This is a genomic window from Mycobacterium rhizamassiliense (assembly GCF_900157375.1).
Taxonomy (GTDB): domain Bacteria; phylum Actinomycetota; class Actinomycetes; order Mycobacteriales; family Mycobacteriaceae; genus Mycobacterium; species Mycobacterium rhizamassiliense.
Genome location: NZ_LT721901.1, coordinates 490,365 through 510,620, shown reverse-complemented (window position 1 = coordinate 510,620; position 20,256 = coordinate 490,365). Strand labels below are relative to the sequence as shown.

Here is a 20,256-nt window from a genome sequence, read left to right as displayed (position 1 = left end):
AATCGAGAGGAGACTCGGATGGCGATCGACCCGAGCACAGTCGGCGCGGTGACCGAACCCATGGACTTCGAATGGACCGACCGGGACACGCTGCTGTACGCCCTCGGCGTCGGCGCCGGCCTCGAGGACCTGTCCTTCACCACCGAAAACAGCCACGAGATCACCCAGCAGGTGTTGCCCACCTACGCCGTGATCTGCTCACCCGCGTTCGGTGCGGCGGGCAAGATCGGAGAGTTCAACTGGGCCATGCTTTTGCACGGATCGCAGGGTGTCCGGCTGCACGCGCCGCTGCCGGCGTCCGGGAAGCTGTCGGTGGTCTCCGAGGTCACCGACATCCAGGACAAGGGCGAGGGCAAGAACGCGGTCGTGATGCTGCGCGGCCGCGGCACCGATCCGGACACCGGCAAGCTGATCGCCGAAACGTCGACCACCTTCGTCGTGCGGGGTGCCGGTGGATTCGGCGGGCAGCCGGGTCAGCGCCCCATCGCGCCGGAGTTTCCCGATCGCGAGCCCGACATCAAAGTCGCGCTGCCCACCCGCGAGGACCAGGCGCTGATCTATCGGCTCTCCGGTGACCGCAACCCGCTGCACAGCGACCCGTGGTTCGCCCGCGAGCTGGCCGGATTCCCCAAGCCGATCCTGCACGGCCTGTGCAGCTACGGCGTGGCGGGTCGCGCGCTGGTCGCCGAGCTCGGCAAGGGCGTGGCGGCCAATGTCACGTCGATCGCGGCCCGGTTCAGCTCGCCGGTGTTTCCCGGCGAGACGCTGACCACGTTGATCTGGCAGACCGGGCCGGGCAAGGCGGTGTTCCGGACGCAGGCTTCCGGCGCCGAAGGCGCGGAGGCCGGTCGGGTTGTGCTGGACGACGGCGAGGTGGAGTACGTCGAGGGCTAGGCGCTGCGGCGGTTCCGGTAGTAGCGGACATAGGCGATCGCCGGCACGACGATGAACGTGACCACGATCAGGACGATCGAGAAGTAGTTCGCGCGTCCCTGCGCGGTGAGGAAGATGGTCCGGTAGTCGAAGAAGACGGCCAGCGCCACCGAGATCGCCATCGCGGCTATCGGTAGCGCCTTGTCGGTGAACGCGTTTCGCTTTGCCGCCGCACGGTCCCCGGTTGCGTTGCGCGCCAGCGCGATCAGCGCGATCGGCACGATGATGAACTGGATGAAGCGGGCGATCACCGCGAGGCCGGTCAGGTTCACGGCGTCGAAGCGCAGCGCCAGCGGGAACGCCAGCGCCAACGCCGCGGTGACGCCGAAGGCAAGCATCGGCACGCCGAACCGGTTCTGGTCGGACAACCGCGCCGGCAGGATTCCGTTGTCCGACAAGGCAGTCCACAGTCGCGGGGCGCCGAACGACCCGGCCACGTTGATGCCGAACATCGAAACCAGCGCTCCGACAATGATGATCGAGCGGAACACGTCGTTGTGAATCGAGGCCGCCAGCGTCACCGGCTGATCGGATCCGACGACAGTGTTCGAACCGAGGAGCATCGCGACCACGACGGCGAGCACGTAGATGGCGCCGACGCCGAGGATCGCCAACGGTATCGCCTTGGGCAGGGTTCGGTCGGGCTCGTGCATCTCCTCGGCGGCGTTGGCGATCGATTCGAAGCCGGTGAAGGCGTACAAAGCGGCCATGGTCGCGAGCAGCAGGCCCGCCGCGGCGCCGTGTCCCACTTCGATGGCGCCGAACAACGCGAACGGCGGCGGGTGGTAGCCGCCTGCCGAACCCGACGTCGCGTAGTTGTTCAGGTGCTGCGTGGTGACGATCCAGAGCCCGCCCGCGATGAACACCGCGAGCGCGAAAACCTTGCCCACCGTTGAGATTCCGTTCGCCCACGCGATCACCCGGTTGCCGAACAGGTTGATGATCAGCAGCACCGCGATGAAGACGACTAATGTCAGCGTCTTCACGCTGAACAGTCCGGTGTCATTGGCCCACGGCTTGTCGGGGAACAACACCTTCAGCAGAGTCGAGACGAACAGGGACGCCAGCACGCCCCACGCGATGGACGCGGTGATCGCATGCGTGACACCGACATAGATGCCGACGCGCTGGCCGAACGCGGCGTTGGTGTAGGCGTAGCAGGCGCCGTTGGTCTTCACGTATTTGGCCGCCATGGCGAAGACGTACGCCATGATGCCCGCGAAGAGTCCGGCCAGCAGGTAGGCGAGCGGTGCGACGGGACCGGCGAGCTTGATCACGGTGCCGGGGGTCAAAAAGATGCCCGCTCCGATGATCCCGTTGACCCCCAGCATGACGACGCTGCGGAAGCCAAGCAGCGGTTTCAGCGCTGTAATTGGCGCGCCAACCGGTCGGTGAATTCGGCGGCGCGCGCCGGGCTTTCCAGCGCGAACCGCGCGGCGGTGGCCCGGTCGCCATCATCGTTGTGCCGCACCAGAATTGGCACGCCGTCATCGCGTACCGCGTCGAAGGCGTCTTCGTCGGTGATGTCGTCGCCGAGGTAGACCGGGGTCAGCGAACCCGATCCGGCGCGGTGCAGGTGGTCGATTACCCAGCGCAGCGTCTTGCCTTTGTCCCAGTCGAGATCGGGTCGCAGCTCGATGACCTCGCGCCCGGTTGTCACCCGCAGCGCGTCGCGCTGTCCCGCGGTGCGCACGGCCGCGGCGACCTCGCCGACGCGATCGCGCGCGGCGTTGCGGTAGTGCACGGCGACGCCAAAACGCTTGTGCTCCACCACCACACCGGGAATCGGCCCGAGTTGCCCGCGCAGTTGGTCGGCGGCTTGTTCGAGCACGGGTATGGCCGCAGCCGCGGCGTCGTTCTGGTGGTGCGTCCCGTCGGGCGCGGTCAGCTCGAAGCCGTGGCTGCCCGCATACCAGATGCCGGGCAGGCCGATCCGCGTGCGCACGTCGGCGAGGTCGCGGCCGGACAGCACCGCGACCGGACACCGCGCGGCCAATTGCTGCAGCGCCTCGGCGGCGCCGTCGACCAGGCGTGCCGCGTCCGGGTCGTCCACGATGTCGGACAGGGTTCCGTCGAAGTCGAAGAAGACGGCGGGCGCCTCGACGCTCAGGCCGTTGCCCAACTCCCGCAGGGCATCGGGCAGTTGCGACATCCGCCGATCGCCGGTTCGCACGCCGACCTCGCCCAGGTCGGCGACCACCGCGTCCGCGCCGCGCAGGGTGGCGGGGTCCCCGACGCCGATCACCAACGCGAAGCCTCCGTCGCGGGCGGCGGCGACAGCCGCCGCATCGGCGGTGACGACCACGCTGCGGCCGGTCCGTTTGCCCAGCCGTTCGACCGCGTCGTGCAGGTCGGCGGCGTTGGGCGCCAAGGTTGCGGTGCCGACACCGATCTCGCGCAATTGCCGGACCAACGGCCCCGCGGAATCGCCTACGTTGTCCCCGAGCAGCACCGCGTCATGGCGTCGTGGGTCGATAGTCGGCGGCTCCAAGTTGGGCACGTCCCAGCTTCTCACGGCCGGTGCCGGCCTCGCGGCTCGGGCGCTCGGGCCCCCGAGCCGTGAACAGCAGCACGGAGTCGTGGCTGAGCGCCACCAACCGGGCCATCTCTTGTTCGATGCCCTCGGCGAGCAGCGCCAGTTCGGGCCCGGCGTCGTAGTCGGCGGTCATCCCGAAAATCAGCTCGTCGCCGTAGCTGAGCACCGCAACCCCGCGGGACAGTTGCGAAGCCGTGGGCGGGATGGGCAGCAGGCGCCGCACCGTATTGCCCATCAACCCCAGCTGCTGACGCGGGCCCGGCACGCTGGTGGCCAGGGTGACGATGCCGGGCTGCGGAAGCCTGCTCATGATGAGCTGAACCGCCTTGGCGCACAACGCCACTGGCGGGAGATTGGTGGCCAGGTCCAAAATGGCCGCCGCGTGGCTCTGGTTGTCCTGCCGCGGCCGATTCAATTTGCTGTGCACGGTACGCAGGCGCTGAACCGGATCGTCATGTTCCACAGGCAGATACGGCAGCATGACCGAAATTCGATCGGAGGCCTTCTGCAGAATGCGCAGCGAGCCCGCGTGGGGCTGCTCGCCGCGCTGCAGCAACACGTTGCGGAAGCCCTCGGTGATCGCGGCGACCGCGACGTCGTTGGGGGACACCTCGAACTTGGCGCACACGTCCTCGACGGCGGCCCGAGAAATACGCACCGTCTTGTAGCGCCGCATGGTGGCCGAGGTCGATGGGGTGCGTGCCGCGGGCCACACCGCCGCCGTCACGGTGTTGGTGAGGGTGCCCGCAACGGCCGCGGCGCGGCCCAGTGCGTCGGTCCAGCTCCGCGGGGCACGCGCCGGTGCGGCGCCCTTAGTGGCGGCGTGAGTGGCGAACGTCTCGCCGTCGGCGTCGTCGCAGAGCCGGGTGAGCAGGTGGGCCGCCGACGTGCCGTCGGCGAGGTGGTGGTGGATCTTCATCAAGATCGCCCACTGCTTGCCCTTGAGGCCCTCGATGACCCAGCACTCCCACAGTGGGCGGGTCATGTCCAGGGGCCGCTCCAGGGCGTAGGCGATGGCCCGGGACAGCTCGGCCTCGTCGCCGGGGCGCAGGGCCGCGGTCCGGTGTACGTGGTGGGCGACGTCGAACTTGGGGTTGTCGATCCATTGCCGGTCGCCGTGCAGCGCGTTGGTCCGCAGCACCTGGGTGCATCGCGGTATCGACCGGATACGTTCCGCCAGAAGCGTTTTCAACTGATCGAAATCGGGGACGGCGCCGTCGATGATGGCGACCGTGCCGATCGCCATGCCCGCCTGCCGATCAGCGTCCGCGGTGCGGAATCCCGTGTCCCGCGACGCGTTCAGTTGTGCCATTCGATGTCCCCACCCCGTTGTTGCCCTGAGCCAGTATCCGTGGCGTCCCCCGCGCGCGGTAGACCCAGTGCGTTAAGAACCTGTTTAGAGCTTAAGCGCCCCTCTTACAACCGCTGAAACATCCCGGCACCTAATCGAACATACTTTCGATAGACTGGTTGCGTGGGTTTCAGCAATGAGCCGCGGAGCTGGGCGGAAATGGAGCGGCTGCTCGACAGCAAGCCGCGGCACGCCGGCGCGCCGCCTCCGGCCGAACTCCCGCTCGAGGCCCCGTGGTCGCGCAAGCGCGGATCCTACGAGCCACCGAATCAGCAGCGTGCCCGCTCGCCGGTCGCGTATGCCGAGCTGCACGCGCATTCGGCGTACAGCTTTCTCGACGGGGCCAGCACGCCGGAGGAGCTGGTCGAGGAGGCGGCCCGGCTGGACCTGCGCGCCCTGGCACTGACCGATCACAACGGCCTGTACGGGGCGGTGCGGTTCGCCGAGGCGGCCGCCGAACTCGACGTGCGTACCGTGTTCGGCGCCGAGCTGTCGCTGGGCTCGCAGGCCCGCACCGAGGCGCCGGATCCGCCCGGGCCGCACCTGCTGGTGCTGGCCCGCGGCCCGGAGGGGTATCGGCGGCTGTCGCGGCAGCTGGCCGCGGGGCATCTGGCCGGCGGCGAAAAGGGCAAGCCGCGCTTCGACTTCGACGCGCTGACCGAGGCCGCGGGCGGACACTGGCATATCCTGACCGGGTGCCGCAAAGGCCATGTGCGTCAAGCGTTTTCCGACGGCGGTCCGGAGGCGGCGCAGTGGGCGCTGGCCGATCTCGTGGACCGGTTCGGTGCGCACCGGGTCAGCATCGAGCTGACCCAGCACGGTCATCCGCTCGACGACGACCGCAACGCCGCGCTGGCCGCGCTGGCGCCGCGCTTCGGGGTCGGCGTCGTCGCCACCACCGGGGCGCATTTCGCGGGGCCGTCGCGGCGCAGGCTGGCCATGGCGATGGGCGCGATCCGGGCCCGGCAGTCGCTGGATTCGGCCGCCGGGTGGTTGGACCCGCTGGGCGGCTCGCATCTGCGGTCCGGCGAGGAGATGGCCCGGCTGTTCGCGCAGCGGCCGCAGGCGGTGACCGCCGCCGCCGAGCTCGGTGAGCAGTGCGCGTTCGGGCTGGCGCTCATCGCGCCGCAGCTGCCGCCGTTCGACGTGCCCGACGGGCACACCGAGGACAGCTGGCTGCGGCGGCTGGCGATGGCGGGCGCGCGGGACCGCTACGGGCTCCCCGAGGGCGCGCCGCGTGCCTACGCCCAGATCGAGCGCGAGCTGAAAGTCATTGAGCAGCTGACGTTTCCGGGCTATTTCCTGGTGGTCCACGACATCGCCCGGTTCTGCCGAGACAACAACATCCTGTGCCAGGGCAGGGGATCGGCGGCCAACTCCGCGGTCTGCTACGCCCTGGGCGTCACCGCCGTCGATCCGGTGGCCAACGAGCTGCTGTTCGAGCGCTTCCTGTCGCCGGCCCGCGACGGGCCGCCCGACATCGACATGGACATCGAGTCCGACCAGCGCGAGAAGGTCATCCAGTACGTCTACGACAAGTACGGCCGCGACTACGCCGCCCAGGTCGCCAACGTCATCACCTACCGGGGCAAGATCGCCGTGCGCGACATGGCCCGCGCCCTGGGCTTCTCGCAGGGGCAGCAGGACGCGTGGAGCAAGCAGATCAGCCACTGGAACGGCCTGGCCGACTCGCCCGACGCAGAGGGTATCCCCGAGCCGGTGGTCGACCTGGCGAACCAGATCCGGAACCTGCCGCGGCACATGGGCATTCATTCCGGTGGCATGGTGATCTGCGACCGTCCGATCGCCGACGTGTGCCCGGTGGAATGGGCGCGGATGGCGAATCGGAGCGTCCTGCAATGGGACAAGGACGACTGTGCGGCAATCGGTTTGGTGAAGTTCGACCTGCTCGGTCTTGGCATGCTCTCGGCGCTGCACTACGCGATCGACCTGCTGGCCGAGCACAAGGGCATCGAGGTGGACCTGGCCCGCCTCGACCTCTCCGAACCCGCGGTCTACGAGATGCTGCAGCGCGCCGATTCCGTCGGCGTGTTCCAGGTGGAGTCGCGCGCGCAGATGGCCACGCTGCCCCGGCTGAAGCCGCGGATCTTCTACGACCTGGTGGTGGAAGTCGCGCTGATCCGGCCCGGGCCGATCCAGGGCGGCTCGGTGCACCCCTACATCCGGCGGCGCAACGGCCTGGACCCGGTGGTCTACGACCACCCCTCCATGGAGTCCGCCCTACGAAAGACGTTGGGGGTGCCGCTCTTTCAGGAACAGTTGATGCAGCTGGCGGTGGACTGCGCCGGCTTCTCGGCCGCCGAGGCCGACCAGCTGCGCCGCGCGATGGGGTCCAAGCGCTCCACCGAACGGATGCGCCGGCTGCGCGGCCGGTTCTACGACGGCATGCGCGCCCTGCACGGCGCCACCGACGAGGTGATCGACCGGACCTACGAAAAGCTGGAGGCCTTCGCCAATTTCGGCTTCCCGGAAAGCCACGCGCTGAGTTTCGCGTCGCTGGTGTTCTACTCGTCGTGGTTCAAGCTGCACCACCCGGCGGCGTTCTGCGCGGCGCTGCTGCGCGCCCAGCCGATGGGCTTCTATTCGCCGCAGTCGTTGGTGGCCGACGCCCGCAGGCACGGCGTGGCGGTGCACGGCCCGGACGTCAACGCCAGCCTGGCGCACGCCACCTTGGAAGATGCGGGAAACGCCGTCCGCCTCGGCCTGGGGGCGGTCCGTCATATCGGCGACGACCTGGCCGAGCAACTGGTCGAGGAGCGAAAGGCCAACGGCCCGTTCGCCTCCCTGCTCGACCTGACGGCCCGGCTGCAGCTCTCGGTGCCGCAGACCGAGGCGCTGGCGACGGCGGGCGCGCTGGGCTGCTTTTCCATGTCGCGGCGCGAGGCGCTGTGGACGGCCGGGGCCGCGGCCACCCAACGGCCTGACCGGCTGCCCGGGGTGGGGTCGTCGTCGCACATCCCGGTGCTGCCGGGGATGAGCGAGCTGGAGCTGGCCGCCGCCGACGTGTGGGCCACCGGCGTCTCCCCGGACAGCTACCCGACCCAGTTCCTGCGGGCCGACCTGGACGCGCTGGGCGTGGTGCCCGCCGGCGAGCTGCTGAGCGTGCCCGACGGGGACCGGGTGCTGATCGCCGGCGCGGTGACCCATCGACAGCGGCCCGGCACGGCGCAGGGGGTGACGTTCATCAACCTCGAGGACGAGACCGGGATGGTCAACGTGCTCTGCACGCCGGGGGTGTGGGCGCGGCACCGCAAGCTGGCAAACTCGGCGCCCGCCTTGCTGATCCGCGGTCAGCTGCAAAACGCCAGCGGCGCGGTCACCGTCGTCGCCGAGCGGTTGGGCCGCATCTCCCTGTCCGTCGGTTCGAGGTCCCGCGACTTCCGCTAGAAGCGACCGCCCGCGTGGAATCGGCTGCAGCGATTCGGCGTTGATCTTGAAATGAGGTTCAAGGCTGCGTGTCATGGTGCCGCCGTAGTGAGTTGTGCTGCGGCGCTTGTTTTTTCTGCCCCGGTTGCCGGCGCCGACCCGCCCGGCCCGGCGGACCCGCATCAGCCGGACATGACGAAGGGCTTCTGCCCGGGTGGCCGGTGGGGGTGGGGCCACTTGGCCGTGTGCGACGGCGACAAGTATGCGGACGGGTCGTTTTGGCACCAGTGGATGAAAACTTGGTTAACGGGCCCCCAGTTCTATTACGACTGCGTCGGAGGCGACGAACCGCTGCCGGGCCCGCCTCCGCCCGGCGGCTGCGACGGGGCGATTCCGCCCGACGCGCCCGGCGCCCCGCCTCCGCCCCCTGGAACGTAGCCTCCAAACATGACCCTCAACTTGTCCGTCGACGAATTGCTCACCACCACCCGCTCGGTCCGCAAGCGCCTCGACTTCGACAAGCCGGTGTCGCGCGACGTGCTGATGGAATGCCTCGAGCTGGCGCTGCAGGCGCCCACAGGTTCCAATGCGCAGGGCTGGCAGTGGGTGTTCGTCGAAGACGCCGACAAGAAGAAGGCGATCGCCGACATCTACCTGTCGCACGCCCGGCCCTACCTCAGCGCGCCCAAGCCCGACTACGCCGACACCCGCGGCGAGCGGATGGGCAAGGTCGTCGACTCGGCGATGTACCTTGCCGAGCACATCCACGAGGCGCCGGTGCTGATGATCCCGTGCCTGGCAGGTCGTGAAACCAAGTCGCCGATAGGGGGCGTCTCGTTCTGGGCGTCGCTGTTTCCCGCCGTGTGGAGCTTCTGCCTGGCGCTGCGCTCGCGCGGGCTGGGCTCCTGCTGGACGACGCTGCACCTGCTGGGCGAGGGCGAGCGCAAGGTCGCCGAAATCGTCGGCATTCCCTACGAGAAGTTCAGCCAGGGCGGCCTTTTCCCGATCGCGTACACCAAAGGCACCGACTTCAAGCCGGCCAAGCGGCTGCCCGCCGAGCAGCTGACGCACTGGAACAGCTGGTAACTCAGGTCTGCAGGGGCCAGACCTCGACGACTCCATAGGCGAGGGCACACGGGGTCTGGCTCACCCGCTCGATCGCCGCGTCCAGGTCTTCGGCTTCGATCACCGCGAACCCCGCAATTGGCAGCGTCGACCGCAAAAACGCGCCCGGCTGGACCGACACCCCGGCGTCATCCGGATTGCGTACCTGGACTGGGCTTCCGGCGCGGCCGACCAGCGCGCCGGACGCGGCGAGTTCGTCGTCGCGGGCGTGCGCTGTCCGTCGGCGGGCATCGTCCAATCGGTGGTATCCGGTCTCGTCGCCGTAACCAATCGTGATGAAAGTAGGCATGTCAGTGCAGACTTGCGCCAGGCCAGGAACTCATCACTAGATCGCGCCCGGGTAGCCCTGCTGGCGCCAGGCCTCGTAGACGGCGATGGCCGCCGCGTTCGACAGGTTCAGCGAGCGCCGGCCCGCCAGCATCGGGATGCGCACCTGCCGCGTGATGTTGGCGTCGGCCAGCGTCGCCGCGTCCAGCCCGTCGGGTTCGGGCCCGAACATCAGCACGTCGCCCGGCTCGAAGTCGACGTCGGCGAAAAACGTCGACGCGTGCGCGGTGAACGCGAACACCCGCGCCGGCAGCACCGCGTCCCAGGCCGCCCGAAGCGACGGGTGGACGGTGACCGATGCCAGGTCGTGGTAGTCCAGCCCGGCGCGGCGCAGCTTCGGCTCGGACAGGTCGAAGCCCAAAGGCTCAACGAGATGCAATTCCGCGCCGGTGGCCGCGGCGGTCCGGATCGCGTTGCCCGTATTGGGCGGGATCCGCGGCGACACGAACATCAGCTTGAACACAACACCGATAATGGTCGCATGGTCGAGCCGAGCATCTGGATGCAAAAGGTCGCTGCCGATCCCGGGCATTCGCAGTGGTACATCGAGCGCTTCCGCGCGATGGCCCGCGCCGGCGACGACCTGGCCGGCGAGGCGCGCTTCGTCGACGCGATGGTGCCCCGCGGCGCGCGCATCCTGGACGCCGGCTGCGGCCCCGGCCGGCTGGGCGGCTACCTGGCGCAGGCCGGTCACGACGTGGTCGGCGTCGACGTCGACCCCGCGCTGATCGAGGCGGCTGAGCAGGACTATCCCGGACCGCGCTGGGTCGTCGGCGACCTGGCCGAGCTCGACCTGCCCGCGCGCGGCATCGCCGAACCCTTCGACGTGATCGTGTCCGCGGGCAACGTCATGGCGTTCCTCGCCCCGAGCACCCGGGTCCAGGTGCTGACCCGGCTGCGCGCCCACGTCGCCGACGACGGCCGCGCAGCGATCGGCTTCGGCGCCGGCCGCGAGTACGAGTTCGCCGACTTCCTCAACGACGCGGCGCGGGCCGGATTCGCGCCCGACCTGCTGCTGTCCACCTGGGATCTGCGGCCGTTCACCGACGACTCCGAATTCCTCGTCGCGATCCTGCGGCCGGCGTAGAACTTTCGCGTCCGTCAGCGCTGCGCGCTCAGGGAACGCTTCTGGTGACCTGGGCCGTGGGCTGTCATACTCGTCGAATTGCCAGGCGATTACCGCTCGCGCCCCTTTGCGCGTCGCGGGGGGAATAGTGCAGGAAGTCTCATGAGCGTCTTGTTTTCTTCGGTGTCGATTTCGGGCGCGATCAGATGACCATGTTCACCCGCCCGACCGAGCCGGACGAGGCGGCTGCCGCTCCCGAATCCTCCCCGCAGCGCCCGCGGGCGTGGTCGCTGGGCAACTGGCCGGTGCGGTGGAAGGTCCTGGCGATCGTCCTGGTTCCGCTGATCCTGGCGACGATCTTCGGCGGGCTGCGCGTCAACGCCGCGATGGCCAACTCCAGCGGCCTGCGCCTGGCCGCCGCCCGGGCCGACCTGTTGCCGGCCCTCACCAAATACATGTCGGCACTGGACGTCGCGCTGCTGGCGAACTCCACCGGCCGCGACGTCCAGGGGGCGAAGCAGAACTACGAGGCCCGCAAGGGTGAGCTGCAGACGCGGCTGGCCGACACCGACGTGATCCCCGACGTTCGGTCCGGCGTCGAAACGCTGCTCAGCGGCGGCCAATTCGTGGTGGCCAAGGCGTCCGACAACAGCATGGGGCTGCGGGAACGGGTGACGACGTACGCGCCGCTGCTGTTGACCGCCGAGGACGTCATCAACGCGTCGGTGCGCGTCGACGACGAGAAGATCCGCGCGCAGGCGCAGGGGCTGAGCCGAGCGGTCGGGGCGCGCGGTCAGATGACGATGCAGGAAATCCTGATCACCCGCGGCGCCGAGCTGCCCGAGCCGCAGCTGCGCACCTCGATGATCACCCTGGCCGGCACCGAACCCTCGACGCTGTTCGGGATGAGCGAAGTCCTGGGTGTCGGCTCGCCCGACGCCAAGACGCTGCAGCAGCAGATGGTGACCCGGATGGCGATCATGTCGGATCCGGCCAGCTTGCTCGTCGACAACCCCGACCTGCTGCGCTCGATACGGACCACCGATGGGATCGCCGAACAGGTCATCAACGGCGCCACCGCGTCGGTGACGAAGGCCGTGCATGCCCAGGCCTCCGAGCGACGCGACGCCGCGATCATGGACGCCGTCGTGGTGCTGGCCGTCATCGTGATCGCGTTGTTCGTCGTCCTGCTGGTGGCGCGCGCGCTGGTGGTGCCGCTGCGGGTGTTGCGCGACGGCGCGCTCAGGGTCGCCCACACCGACCTCGAGGAGGAAGTCGCCCGGGTGAAAGCCGGTGAGGCCGAACCGATTCCGGTGCCGCTGCCGGTGTACACGACCGAGGAGATCGGTCAGGTCGCCCACGCGGTCGACGAGCTGCACAGCCAGGCGCTGCTGCTGGCCGGCGACGAGGCCCGGCTGCGCCTGCTGGTCAACGACATGTTCGAGACCATGTCGCGCCGCAGCCGTTCGCTGGTCGATCAACAGCTGCAGCTCATCGACGGGCTGGAGCGCAACGAGGAGGACCCCGAGCGGCTCGACAGCCTCTTCCGGCTGGATCACCTGGCCGCGCGGCTGCGCCGCAACAGCGCCAACCTGCTGGTCCTGGCCGGCGCGCAGCTCGCCCGCGACCAGCGCGAGCCGGTGGGCCTGTCCACGGTGATCAACGCCGCGGTCTCCGAGGTCGAGGATTACCGCCGCGTCGTGATCGGCGACCTACCCGACTGCATGCTGGTCGGCGCGGCGGCCGGCGGCGCCATCCACCTGTTCGCCGAGCTGATCGACAACGCCCTGCGCTACTCGCCGCCGACCACCCCGGTCCGGATCTCGGGACGGCGCGGCGGCCGGGATCCCCAAGGCGGCGTGTTGCTGCGGATCGCCGACTCCGGGCTGGGCATGAACGACGCCGATCGGCGCATCGCCAACAAGCGGCTGCAGGACGGCGGCGACGTCAACCCCGACAACGCCCGGCACATGGGTCTTTTCGTGGTCGGCCGGATCGCCGCCCGGCACGGCGTCCGGGTGGGGCTGCGCGGTCCCGCGCCCGACGAGGCGAGCACCGGGACGACCGCCGAGATCTACCTGCCGACCGCCGTGCTCGACGCCGCGCACGAGGCGCTGACCGCGCGGCCACCGCGGCGGATCGGGGCGGTGTCGTCGCCGAGCGCGAAACTGGCCAGCACGATCCCGGCGCGCGCGGCCGCCGCGCCGCCCGTCGAACGGCGCCCGGCGGTGCCGCAGCCGGCGAACCGCAACGGGTCCTCGGAGCCGCCGCCACCGATCACCCTGCTGCCGCGCCGCAACCCCGGCTCCAGCGGGATCACCGGCGTCCCGGAGTCGCCGGCACCGCCGCCGGCGCCGCAGCCGCACCGGCACCGGCGCGAGCTGGCCACCCCGTGGTGGGAGAGCCAGAACAAGCCCGCCCCGAAACCGGCTGCGCAACAACCACAATCGCCGGCTCCCGCGGTGTCGGACACCTCGGCCTTCTTTGCCGCCAAGCCCGCCAACCCCATCAAGCCCGGCGCGTCCGGCAAAAACCCGGCCGACGACGACGTCATCTACCGGCGGATGCTGTCGGAGATGCTGGGCGATCCGCACGACCTGGTGAACAGCCCCGACCTGGATTGGCAGTCGGTGTGGGACCGCGGCTGGTCGCTGGCGGCCGAGGCCGAGGACAAGCCCGTCGACGCGCACACCGCCGACTACGGTTTGCCGGTGCGCAACCCCGGGGCCCGGCTGGTGCCCGGGGCGGCGAACGGCGGCGATTCGCCCGAGCGGGACCACCCTGATGAGGACGACGAGCGGCCCCTCGTAGCATCGAATGGCCGGCGGCCGCAGCATGCGGCCTCGGTGCGCGACCCGGAAGCGGTTCGCGCCTCCTTCAGTAACCATTTCGGCGGCGTGCGCAGCGGACGCTCGCAGGCCCGCCACACCAGGCAAGGACCCGATCAGGAATGACGTCACCCGGCAGCGCTCTGGACTGGCTGGTGACGAAGTTCGCCCGCGAAGTCCCCGGCGTCGCCCACGCGTTGCTGGTGTCGGTCGACGGTCTGGCGATTGCGGCCAGCGAGCAGCTGCCGCGCGAGCGTGCCGATCAGCTGGCCGCGGTGGCGTCCGGGCTGGCCAGCCTGGCGAGCGGCGCCGCGCAGCTGTTCGAGGGCGGGCACGTGCTGCAGTCGGTGGTCGAGATGCAGAACGGCTACCTGCTGTTGATGCGCGTCGGCGACGGGTCGCACCTGGCCACGCTGGCGGTGCCGTCCTGCGACATCGGCCAGATCGGCTACGAGATGGCCATCCTCGTCGAACGGGTGGGCGGTGTGGTGCAGTCCGCCCGTCGCTCCGCGTCCGCCAATTCGTGAGCCGCGATGGACGAACGCCGGACCTGGCCGCCCACACGTGAGGCGAGCCTGGTGCGTCCGTACACCCTCACGGCGGGGCGGACCGACGCCAAGATCGATCTACCGCTGGAGGCCCCGGTTCAGACGCTGCAGCCCGGGCTCGCGCGTCGGTGGCCGGCCAGCGACGCCAGAGGCAGGATCATCGAGCTGTGCGTGAAAAGTCCGTCCGTCGCCGAGATCTCGGCGAGGCTGGACATGCCCGTCGGCGTCGCGCGGGTCTTGGTCGGTGATCTGGTGCTGTCCGGCTTTCTTCGGGTGCATCGAACCCTGACCGAGCAGTCGACGCGCGACGAGCGCCTCGAACTCATAGGAAGGACGCTGCGTGGCCTCAAGGCACTCTGACCCCGGCGCCACGGCCTCGACAAAGATCGTCATCGCCGGGGGCTTCGGCACCGGCAAGACGACGTTCGTCGGGTCGGTTTCGGAGATCATGCCCCTGCGCACCGAGGAAATGGTCACCGACGCCTCCGCCGGCGTCGACATGCTCGAGGCCACGCCGGACAAGCGGACCACCACGGTCGCAATGGACTTCGGCCGCATCACCCTCGACGAGGACCTGGTGCTCTACCTGTTCGGCACGCCGGGGCAGCGCCGGTTCTGGTTCATGTGGGACGACCTGGTGCGCGGTGCCATCGGCGCGATCGTCCTGGTCGACTGCCGCCGGCTGGAGGACAGCTTTGCCGCCGTCGACTTCTTCGAGCACCGCAACCTGCCGTTCCTGGTCGCCGTCAACGAATTCGACGGCGCGCCAACCTATCCCGTCGGCGCGGTGCGCGAGGCGCTGACGCTGCCGCCGCATATCCCGGTGATGAAGATCGACGCCAGGGACCGCCGGTCGGCCACCGACGCGTTGATCGCGGTCAGCGAATACGCGCTGCAGAGCCTGACGGCCTGACCGCGTTGCAGCACTGGGTCGACTGCGAGTTTTCCGGCCGGGATTTCCGCGACGAAGACCTCAGCCGGTTGGTCACCGAGCGGGCGATGTTCAGCGAGTGCGATTTCCGCGGCGCCAACCTGTCCGAGTCCCAGCACCGCGGGTCGGCGTTCCGCAACTGCACCTTCGAACGAACGCTGTTGTGGCACAGCACCTTTGCGCAGTGCAGCCTGCTGGGTTCGACCTTCGTGCAGTGCCGGCTGCGGCCGATAACGTTCGACGAGGTGGACTTCACGCTCGCGGTGCTCGGCGGCAACGACATGCGGGGCCTGGACCTGACCGGCTGCCGGCTGCGCGAGACCAGCCTGGTGGAGACCGACCTGCGCAAGGCCGTGCTACGCGGCGCCGACCTGTCCGGCGCGCGGACTACCGGGACCCGGCTGGACGACGCGGACCTGCGCGGCGCGACCGTGGACCCGTCGCTGTGGCGTACCGCGACGCTGGCCGGGGCCCGCGTCGACGTCGGTCAGTCGGTGGCGTTCGCGGCGGCGCACGGGCTTCGACTTGAAGGGAGCCTGGACGCCAAGGCGGACTAGCGCTTGAGCCGGATGCGCCACCACACGATGGCGGAGTAGACGACTGACAGCACCGCGAGCATGCCCATGTCGAGCAGCCAGGCGTTGCTGGTGTGCGCCCAGTGGCTGTCCTTGGGGCCGATCGGGACCAGGCCGCGCAGGTTGATCGTCGACGCCGACGCCGCGTAGCCCCAGCGCGACGGCATCACCCAGGACAGCTGGTCGAGGAACATGCGGCCGGTGACCGGGATCAGGCCGCCGGCCAGCACCAGCTGCAGCATCAGCGACACCACCAGCAGCGGCATGATCTGCTCGTTGGAACGGGCCAGCGCCGACAGCACCAGCCCGAGAATCGCCGAGGCCACACACGTCGCGGCCACGGTGACGAACAGCTCGAGGCTGGAATTGCCGAGCAGCACCGGCGGTTGGCTCGGCGCGCCCTTGCCGATCAGCACGATGCCGGTGGTGATCGCCGACTGGACGATCGCGAACGCACAGAACACGGCGGTCTTGGAGCCTAGGTAGGCCCAGGTCGACAGCCCGACCGCCTGTTCCCTGCGGAAGATCGGGCGTTCCCCGATCAGGTCCCGGATGGTCAGGGCGGTGCCCATGAACACTGCGGCGATGGACAGCAGCGTCAGGATCTGGGCGGCCTCGTCCGGGGTGTCGCTGGTCGCCTCGGGCACGCGGAATCCGGAGTTGCCCGGCACCGTCAGCGACAGCACACCCATGATGAACGGCAGCAGCGCCAGGAACGCGAAGTAGCCGCGGTCGGCGACGACCAGCCGCATCTGCCGGCGCGCGATCGTGGAGAACTGGCGCCAGAAATGGGTGTGCGCGGGCGCGCCCAGGTCGCCGGGCACCTCCGCCTGCGCCGGCGGCGGCTCCTGCTTGCGCGCCAGGAAGCGTCGGTTCGCCTCGTCGGGGTCGGCGCCGACCTTGGCGAAGACCTGGGCCCAGTTGGTGGTGCCCATCGCGTCGCCGATCTGATCGGGCGCGCCCAGGAAGGCCGTCTTGCCGCCGGGCGCCATGAGCAGCACCTGGTCGCAGACCTCGAGGTGGGTCAGCGAGTGGGTGACGACCAGGACCACGCGGCCGGCGTCGGCCAGCTGCCGCAGCATCGTCATCACCTGCAGATCCAGCGCCGGGTCCAGGCCCGACGTCGGCTCGTCGAGGATCAGCAGCGACGGCCCGGTGAGCAGCTCGAGCGCGACCGAGGCGCGCTTGCGCTGACCGCCGGAGAGCTTGTCCACCCGGGTGTCCGCGTGCTGGGTCAGGCCCAGTTCCTCGAGCACCTCGGCGACGACCTGCTCGCGGTCGGCCTTGCCGGTGTCGGGCGGCAGCCGCAGTTCGGCCGCGTAGCCGAGCGCCTGGTTGACGGTCAGCTGGCGGTGCACGACGTCGTCCTGGGGAACCATCCCGATCCGGGTCCGCATCGTGGCGTACTCGGTGTGGATGTTGTGGCCCTCGAACGTGACCGAGCCGCCGGTCGGGGTGGTGTACCCGGCGATCAGCCGCGACAGCGTGGACTTGCCGGCGCCGGAGCCGCCGATGATGGCCGTCAGCGTGCCGGGACGGGCGCGCAGGGCGACCTTCTCGAGCAGCCTCTTGCCGTTGATGTCGAAGTCGACGTCGCGCACCTCCAGGCCGCCGCTGTGCGAGGCGACCTCCTGGCGGCGCACCAGGGTGCCGCCGGCGAACACCAGGTCGACGTTGCCGATCGTGACCACGTCGCCCTCGGAAAGCAGCGCGGTCCCAACCCTTTTCCCGTTGACGAACGTGCCGTTGATGCTGCCCGCGTCGCGGATCTCGGTGCCCTTGGGTGTCGGCAGCAGGACGGCGTGGTGGCGGGAGGCCAGCACGTCGTGGATGACGATGTCGTTGTCGAGCTCGCGCCCGATGCGGGCCCGGCCGGTCGGGGGCTGAACCTGCATCTGGGTGGCGCTGAGGTCGGGCGGGCCGGGCCGGCCGCCCAGCTGCGGCACGGCCTGCGTCTCGGCGCCGGGCCGGATGATCGGCACCGCGGTGGTGCGCAGCGCGTCGGCGCCCTGCGGCGGCTGCGCCGGCGGTGGCGCGCCCTGGACGGGACTGGGGCGGCGCGATCGTCGGGATCGACACCGTCGTCAGCGGCCGCAGCCCCACCGGACCCTGGTGGCGCCCGACGTCGAAGCTCAGCGTCGGACCGTCGGGCAAGCCGAGCGACAGTCTCTGGCCGTCGCGGATGTCCATCGTCGACACCCGCTGGCCGTTGGCGAACAGCCCGTTCTGGGTGTTGTTGTCGATCGCGATCCAGCGGCCGCGGTCGAAGCGCAGCAGCAGGTGCGCGCGGGCGACCACCGGGTGTGCGACGCGCACGTCGGCGTGCAGGTCGCTGCCGACCACCACGTCGCGGCCGGGGGCAAAGCTGGCGGCCGACCGATTGGACCGAACCGTGAGAACCGGTTGCGCGGGACTGCTCATCGGCGCCTGAGTCGAATCTTCCACCACACGATCGCGCTATAGGCCACGTACAACACTGCGAGCATCGCCATGTCGAACAGCCATGCGCTCTTGGTGTGATTCCAGTGCTGGTCTTTCGGGTCGGTCGGACCCGGGATCAACCGGTGCGCGTCGATCGTCGACGCCGACGCCGCGAAGCCCCACCGCGCCGGCGTCGCCCACGACAACTGGTCGAGCACGAGGCGGTCGGTCACCCAGATCATGCCGCCGGAGAACACCAGCTGGCTCATGATCGACACCACCAGCATCGGCATGATCTGGTCCTGCGACTGCGCCAGCGACGACAGCGCCATGCCGAGCAGCGCCGCGCCCACGCAGGTCGCGGCCACCGTGACGAACAGCTCGAAGTTGACGTTGCCCAGCAGCACGGCGTTCGAGATCGGTGTGCCCCAGCCGATTACGGAGATGGCCGTGGCGATCGCCGCCTGGACGATCGCGAATGCGGAGAACACCACGATCTTTGCGCCCATATACGCCGCGGTCGACAACCCGACCGCCTGTTCGCGGCGGAAGATCGGGCGCTCGCCGATGAGGTCGCGGATGGTCAGCGCGGTGCCCATGAACACCGCGCCGACGTTGAGCATGACCAGGATCTGGTCCGGCTGGGCGGGATTGTTGCCCAACGGGTCCGACATGCCGTACCCGCTCTTGCCGCGCACGGTCAGCGTCAGCACACCGATGAGGAAGGGCAACAACGCGAGGAACACCGTGTAGCCGCGGTCGGAGATCACCAACCGGATCTGTCTTCGCGCGATCGTGGAGAACTGGCGGAACACGTCGGTGTGCACCGGCTCGCCCAGATCGCCGGCCTGGCTGTCCTCGGACCGCGGGGGCGGCGGCGGCTTGTTCTCGGCGAGGAACCGGCGGTTGGCCTCGTCGGGGTCGGCGCCGACCTTGGCGAAGATGTCGGCCCAGTTGGTGGTGCCCATTGCCGGACCGATCTGGTCGGGCGGGCCGAGGAACGCCGTCTTGCCGCCGGGCGCGACGAGCAGCAGCTGATCGCAGACGTCGAGGTAGGACACCGAGTGGGTGACGATGAGCACGACGCGGCCGGCGTCGGCCAGCTGGCGCAGCATCATCATCACCTGGCGATCCAGCGCCGGGTCCAGGCCGGTGGTGGGCTCGTCGAGGATCAGCAGCGACGGCCCGGTGAGCAGCTCGAGGGCTACCGAGGCGCGCTTGCGCTGACCGCCGGAGAGCTTGTCGACGCGGGTGTCGGCGTGCTTGGTCAGCTCGAGCTCCTCGAGCACCTGGGCGACGACCTGTTCGCGGTCGGCCTGGCTGGTGTCCGGGGGGAGCCGCAGTTCGGCCGCGTAGCCGAGCGCCTGGTTGACGGTCAGCTGGCGGTGCACGACGTCGTCCTGGGGGACCATCCCGATCCTGCTGCGCAGCGACGCGTACTCGGTGTGGATGTTGTGGCCCTCGAAGGTCACCGAGCCGGACGTGGGGCTGGTGTACCCGGCGATCAGCCGCGACAGCGTGGTCTTGCCGGCGCCCGACCCACCGATGATCGCGGTCAGCGTGCCGGGGCGGGCGGTCAGCGAAATGTGGTCGAGCAGTTGCTTTTTACCCTGGTCGACGGTGTAGCAGACCGAGTTCACCTCGAGGCCGCCGGTGCGCGTCGCGGCCTCGGTGCGCCGCACCAGGGTGCCGTGGGTGAACACCAGGTCGACGTTTCCGATCGTGACCACGTCGCCGTCGGTCAGCACCGCCGAGCCGACCCGCACGCCGTTGACGAACGTTCCGTTGACGCTGTGCGCGTCGCGGATCTCGGTGCCCAGCGGAGTCTGGGTCAAGAACGCGTGATGCCGCGACGCCAGGACGTCCTGGATCACCAGGTCGTTGTCGGTGGAGCGGCCGATCGTCAGCGAGCCCGACGGCTTCTGGATCGCCCCGGACCGCGACGGCAGCAGGGCCTGGAACATCTTGGTCGCGAGGTTCGACACCTCCGGCGGCTTGGCCTCGACCGGCGACATCTGGGTGCGCGGCGACCCCTGCTGGGTGGCCCCGATACCGGGCTTGGGCGGGGACGGCTGGAAGTTCGGCGGCGCGCTGGGCGGATAGGCGGGCGGGCGGCCACCGCCGCCGCTGCTGGTCGGATACATGGGCTGCCCGGGTGGCCGCGGCGGTTGGCCTGGTCCGCCGGGGGGCCGCTGCAGCGGCGCCGCCCGGGTTCCGCCGCGCACGGG

The 20,256-nt window shown here is 69.9% G+C and carries 16 protein-coding genes and 1 pseudogene; 10 read left to right on the top strand and 7 right to left on the bottom strand.

Annotated elements, in window-relative coordinates; translation table 11 throughout:
- Positions 1 to 18: 18 nt before the first annotated feature.
- Positions 19 to 894: a MaoC family dehydratase gene (locus MRAB57_RS02500; RefSeq protein WP_077086148.1), complete on the top strand. Its 876-nt coding sequence runs from the start codon at positions 19 to 21 to the stop codon at positions 892 to 894.
- Here the strand turns inward: MRAB57_RS02500 and MRAB57_RS02495 are convergent.
- The 3 genes from MRAB57_RS02495 to MRAB57_RS02485 are packed head-to-tail and all read right to left on the bottom strand — an operon-like array spanning position 891 to position 4,781.
- Entirely contained in the window at positions 891 to 2,306 is a 1,416-nt protein-coding gene (locus tag MRAB57_RS02495) for an APC family permease (protein ID WP_342743358.1), read from the bottom strand. The genes MRAB57_RS02500 and MRAB57_RS02495 overlap by 4 nt on opposite strands.
- On the bottom strand, positions 2,294 to 3,433 hold the full coding sequence (gene otsB / locus MRAB57_RS02490) for a trehalose-phosphatase (protein ID WP_108637866.1): 1,140 nt from the start codon (positions 3,431 to 3,433) through the stop codon (positions 2,294 to 2,296). Before otsB ends, MRAB57_RS02495 begins: the two co-directional genes overlap by 13 nt.
- Complete coding sequence (locus MRAB57_RS02485; RefSeq protein WP_077086146.1) at positions 3,390 to 4,781, bottom strand: wax ester/triacylglycerol synthase domain-containing protein; 1,392 nt, start codon at positions 4,779 to 4,781, stop codon at positions 3,390 to 3,392. Before MRAB57_RS02485 ends, otsB begins: the two co-directional genes overlap by 44 nt.
- 162 nt (positions 4,782 to 4,943) lie before the next feature.
- Here MRAB57_RS02485 and MRAB57_RS02480 point away from each other — a divergent pair, with 162 nt between their 5' ends.
- From MRAB57_RS02480 to MRAB57_RS02470, 3 genes are read left to right on the top strand one after another with little or no spacing between them, the layout of a single operon-like run.
- Complete coding sequence (locus MRAB57_RS02480; RefSeq protein ID WP_077086145.1) at positions 4,944 to 8,228, top strand: error-prone DNA polymerase; 3,285 nt, start codon at positions 4,944 to 4,946, stop codon at positions 8,226 to 8,228.
- A 51-nt stretch (positions 8,229 to 8,279) separates the two neighbouring features.
- The gene (locus MRAB57_RS02475) at positions 8,280 to 8,645 is read left to right on the top strand and encodes a hypothetical protein (protein ID WP_077086144.1); all 366 of its coding nucleotides are present in this window, start codon (positions 8,280 to 8,282) and stop codon (positions 8,643 to 8,645) included.
- Between the two features lie 9 nt (positions 8,646 to 8,654).
- Positions 8,655 to 9,293, top strand: a complete 639-nt coding sequence (locus tag MRAB57_RS02470; RefSeq protein ID WP_077086143.1) for a nitroreductase family protein — start codon at positions 8,655 to 8,657, stop codon at positions 9,291 to 9,293.
- A gap of 1 nt (position 9,294) precedes the next feature.
- Here MRAB57_RS02470 and MRAB57_RS02465 read toward each other — a convergent pair whose 3' ends face one another.
- A complete protein-coding gene (locus tag MRAB57_RS02465) occupies positions 9,295 to 9,621 on the bottom strand; it encodes a YciI family protein (RefSeq protein ID WP_077086142.1) in 327 nt (108 codons plus the stop codon).
- Between the two features lie 36 nt (positions 9,622 to 9,657).
- On the bottom strand, positions 9,658 to 10,122 hold the full coding sequence (locus MRAB57_RS02460) for a tRNA (cytidine(34)-2'-O)-methyltransferase (RefSeq protein WP_077086141.1): 465 nt from the start codon (positions 10,120 to 10,122) through the stop codon (positions 9,658 to 9,660).
- 18 nt (positions 10,123 to 10,140) lie between these two features.
- On the opposite strand from MRAB57_RS02460, the gene MRAB57_RS02455 reads away from it, so the two are divergent.
- The 6 genes from MRAB57_RS02455 (at position 10,141) to MRAB57_RS02430 (ending at position 15,589) form a co-directional block, all read left to right on the top strand.
- Entirely contained in the window at positions 10,141 to 10,746 is a 606-nt protein-coding gene (locus MRAB57_RS02455) for a class I SAM-dependent methyltransferase (protein WP_077086140.1), read from the top strand.
- 185 nt (positions 10,747 to 10,931) lie between these two features.
- Positions 10,932 to 13,679, top strand: a complete 2,748-nt coding sequence (locus MRAB57_RS02450) for a sensor histidine kinase (RefSeq protein WP_077086139.1) — start codon at positions 10,932 to 10,934, stop codon at positions 13,677 to 13,679.
- A complete protein-coding gene (locus MRAB57_RS02445) occupies positions 13,676 to 14,080 on the top strand; it encodes a serine protease inhibitor (RefSeq protein WP_077086138.1) in 405 nt (134 codons plus the stop codon). Before MRAB57_RS02450 ends, MRAB57_RS02445 begins: the two co-directional genes overlap by 4 nt.
- A gap of 6 nt (positions 14,081 to 14,086) precedes the next feature.
- Positions 14,087 to 14,461: a DUF742 domain-containing protein gene (locus MRAB57_RS02440; RefSeq protein WP_077086137.1), complete on the top strand. Its 375-nt coding sequence runs from the start codon at positions 14,087 to 14,089 to the stop codon at positions 14,459 to 14,461.
- On the top strand, positions 14,442 to 15,014 hold the full coding sequence (locus MRAB57_RS02435) for a GTP-binding protein (protein ID WP_077086136.1): 573 nt from the start codon (positions 14,442 to 14,444) through the stop codon (positions 15,012 to 15,014). Before MRAB57_RS02440 ends, MRAB57_RS02435 begins: the two co-directional genes overlap by 20 nt.
- Before the next feature lie 5 nt (positions 15,015 to 15,019).
- The gene (locus MRAB57_RS02430) at positions 15,020 to 15,589 is read left to right on the top strand and encodes a pentapeptide repeat-containing protein (protein WP_077086135.1); all 570 of its coding nucleotides are present in this window, start codon (positions 15,020 to 15,022) and stop codon (positions 15,587 to 15,589) included.
- Here MRAB57_RS02430 and MRAB57_RS02425 read toward each other — a convergent pair.
- Together MRAB57_RS02425 and MRAB57_RS02420 are read right to left on the bottom strand one after the other, a co-directional pair.
- Positions 15,586 to 18,028, bottom strand: a pseudogene (locus MRAB57_RS02425) (ATP-binding cassette domain-containing protein). The gene MRAB57_RS02430 and the pseudogene MRAB57_RS02425 sit on opposite strands and share 4 nt — an antisense overlap.
- The coding region (locus MRAB57_RS02420; RefSeq protein WP_245835806.1) for an ATP-binding cassette domain-containing protein at positions 18,025 to 20,256 on the bottom strand (2,232 nt) is incomplete at its 5' end. The pseudogene MRAB57_RS02425 and the gene MRAB57_RS02420, both read right to left, overlap by 4 nt.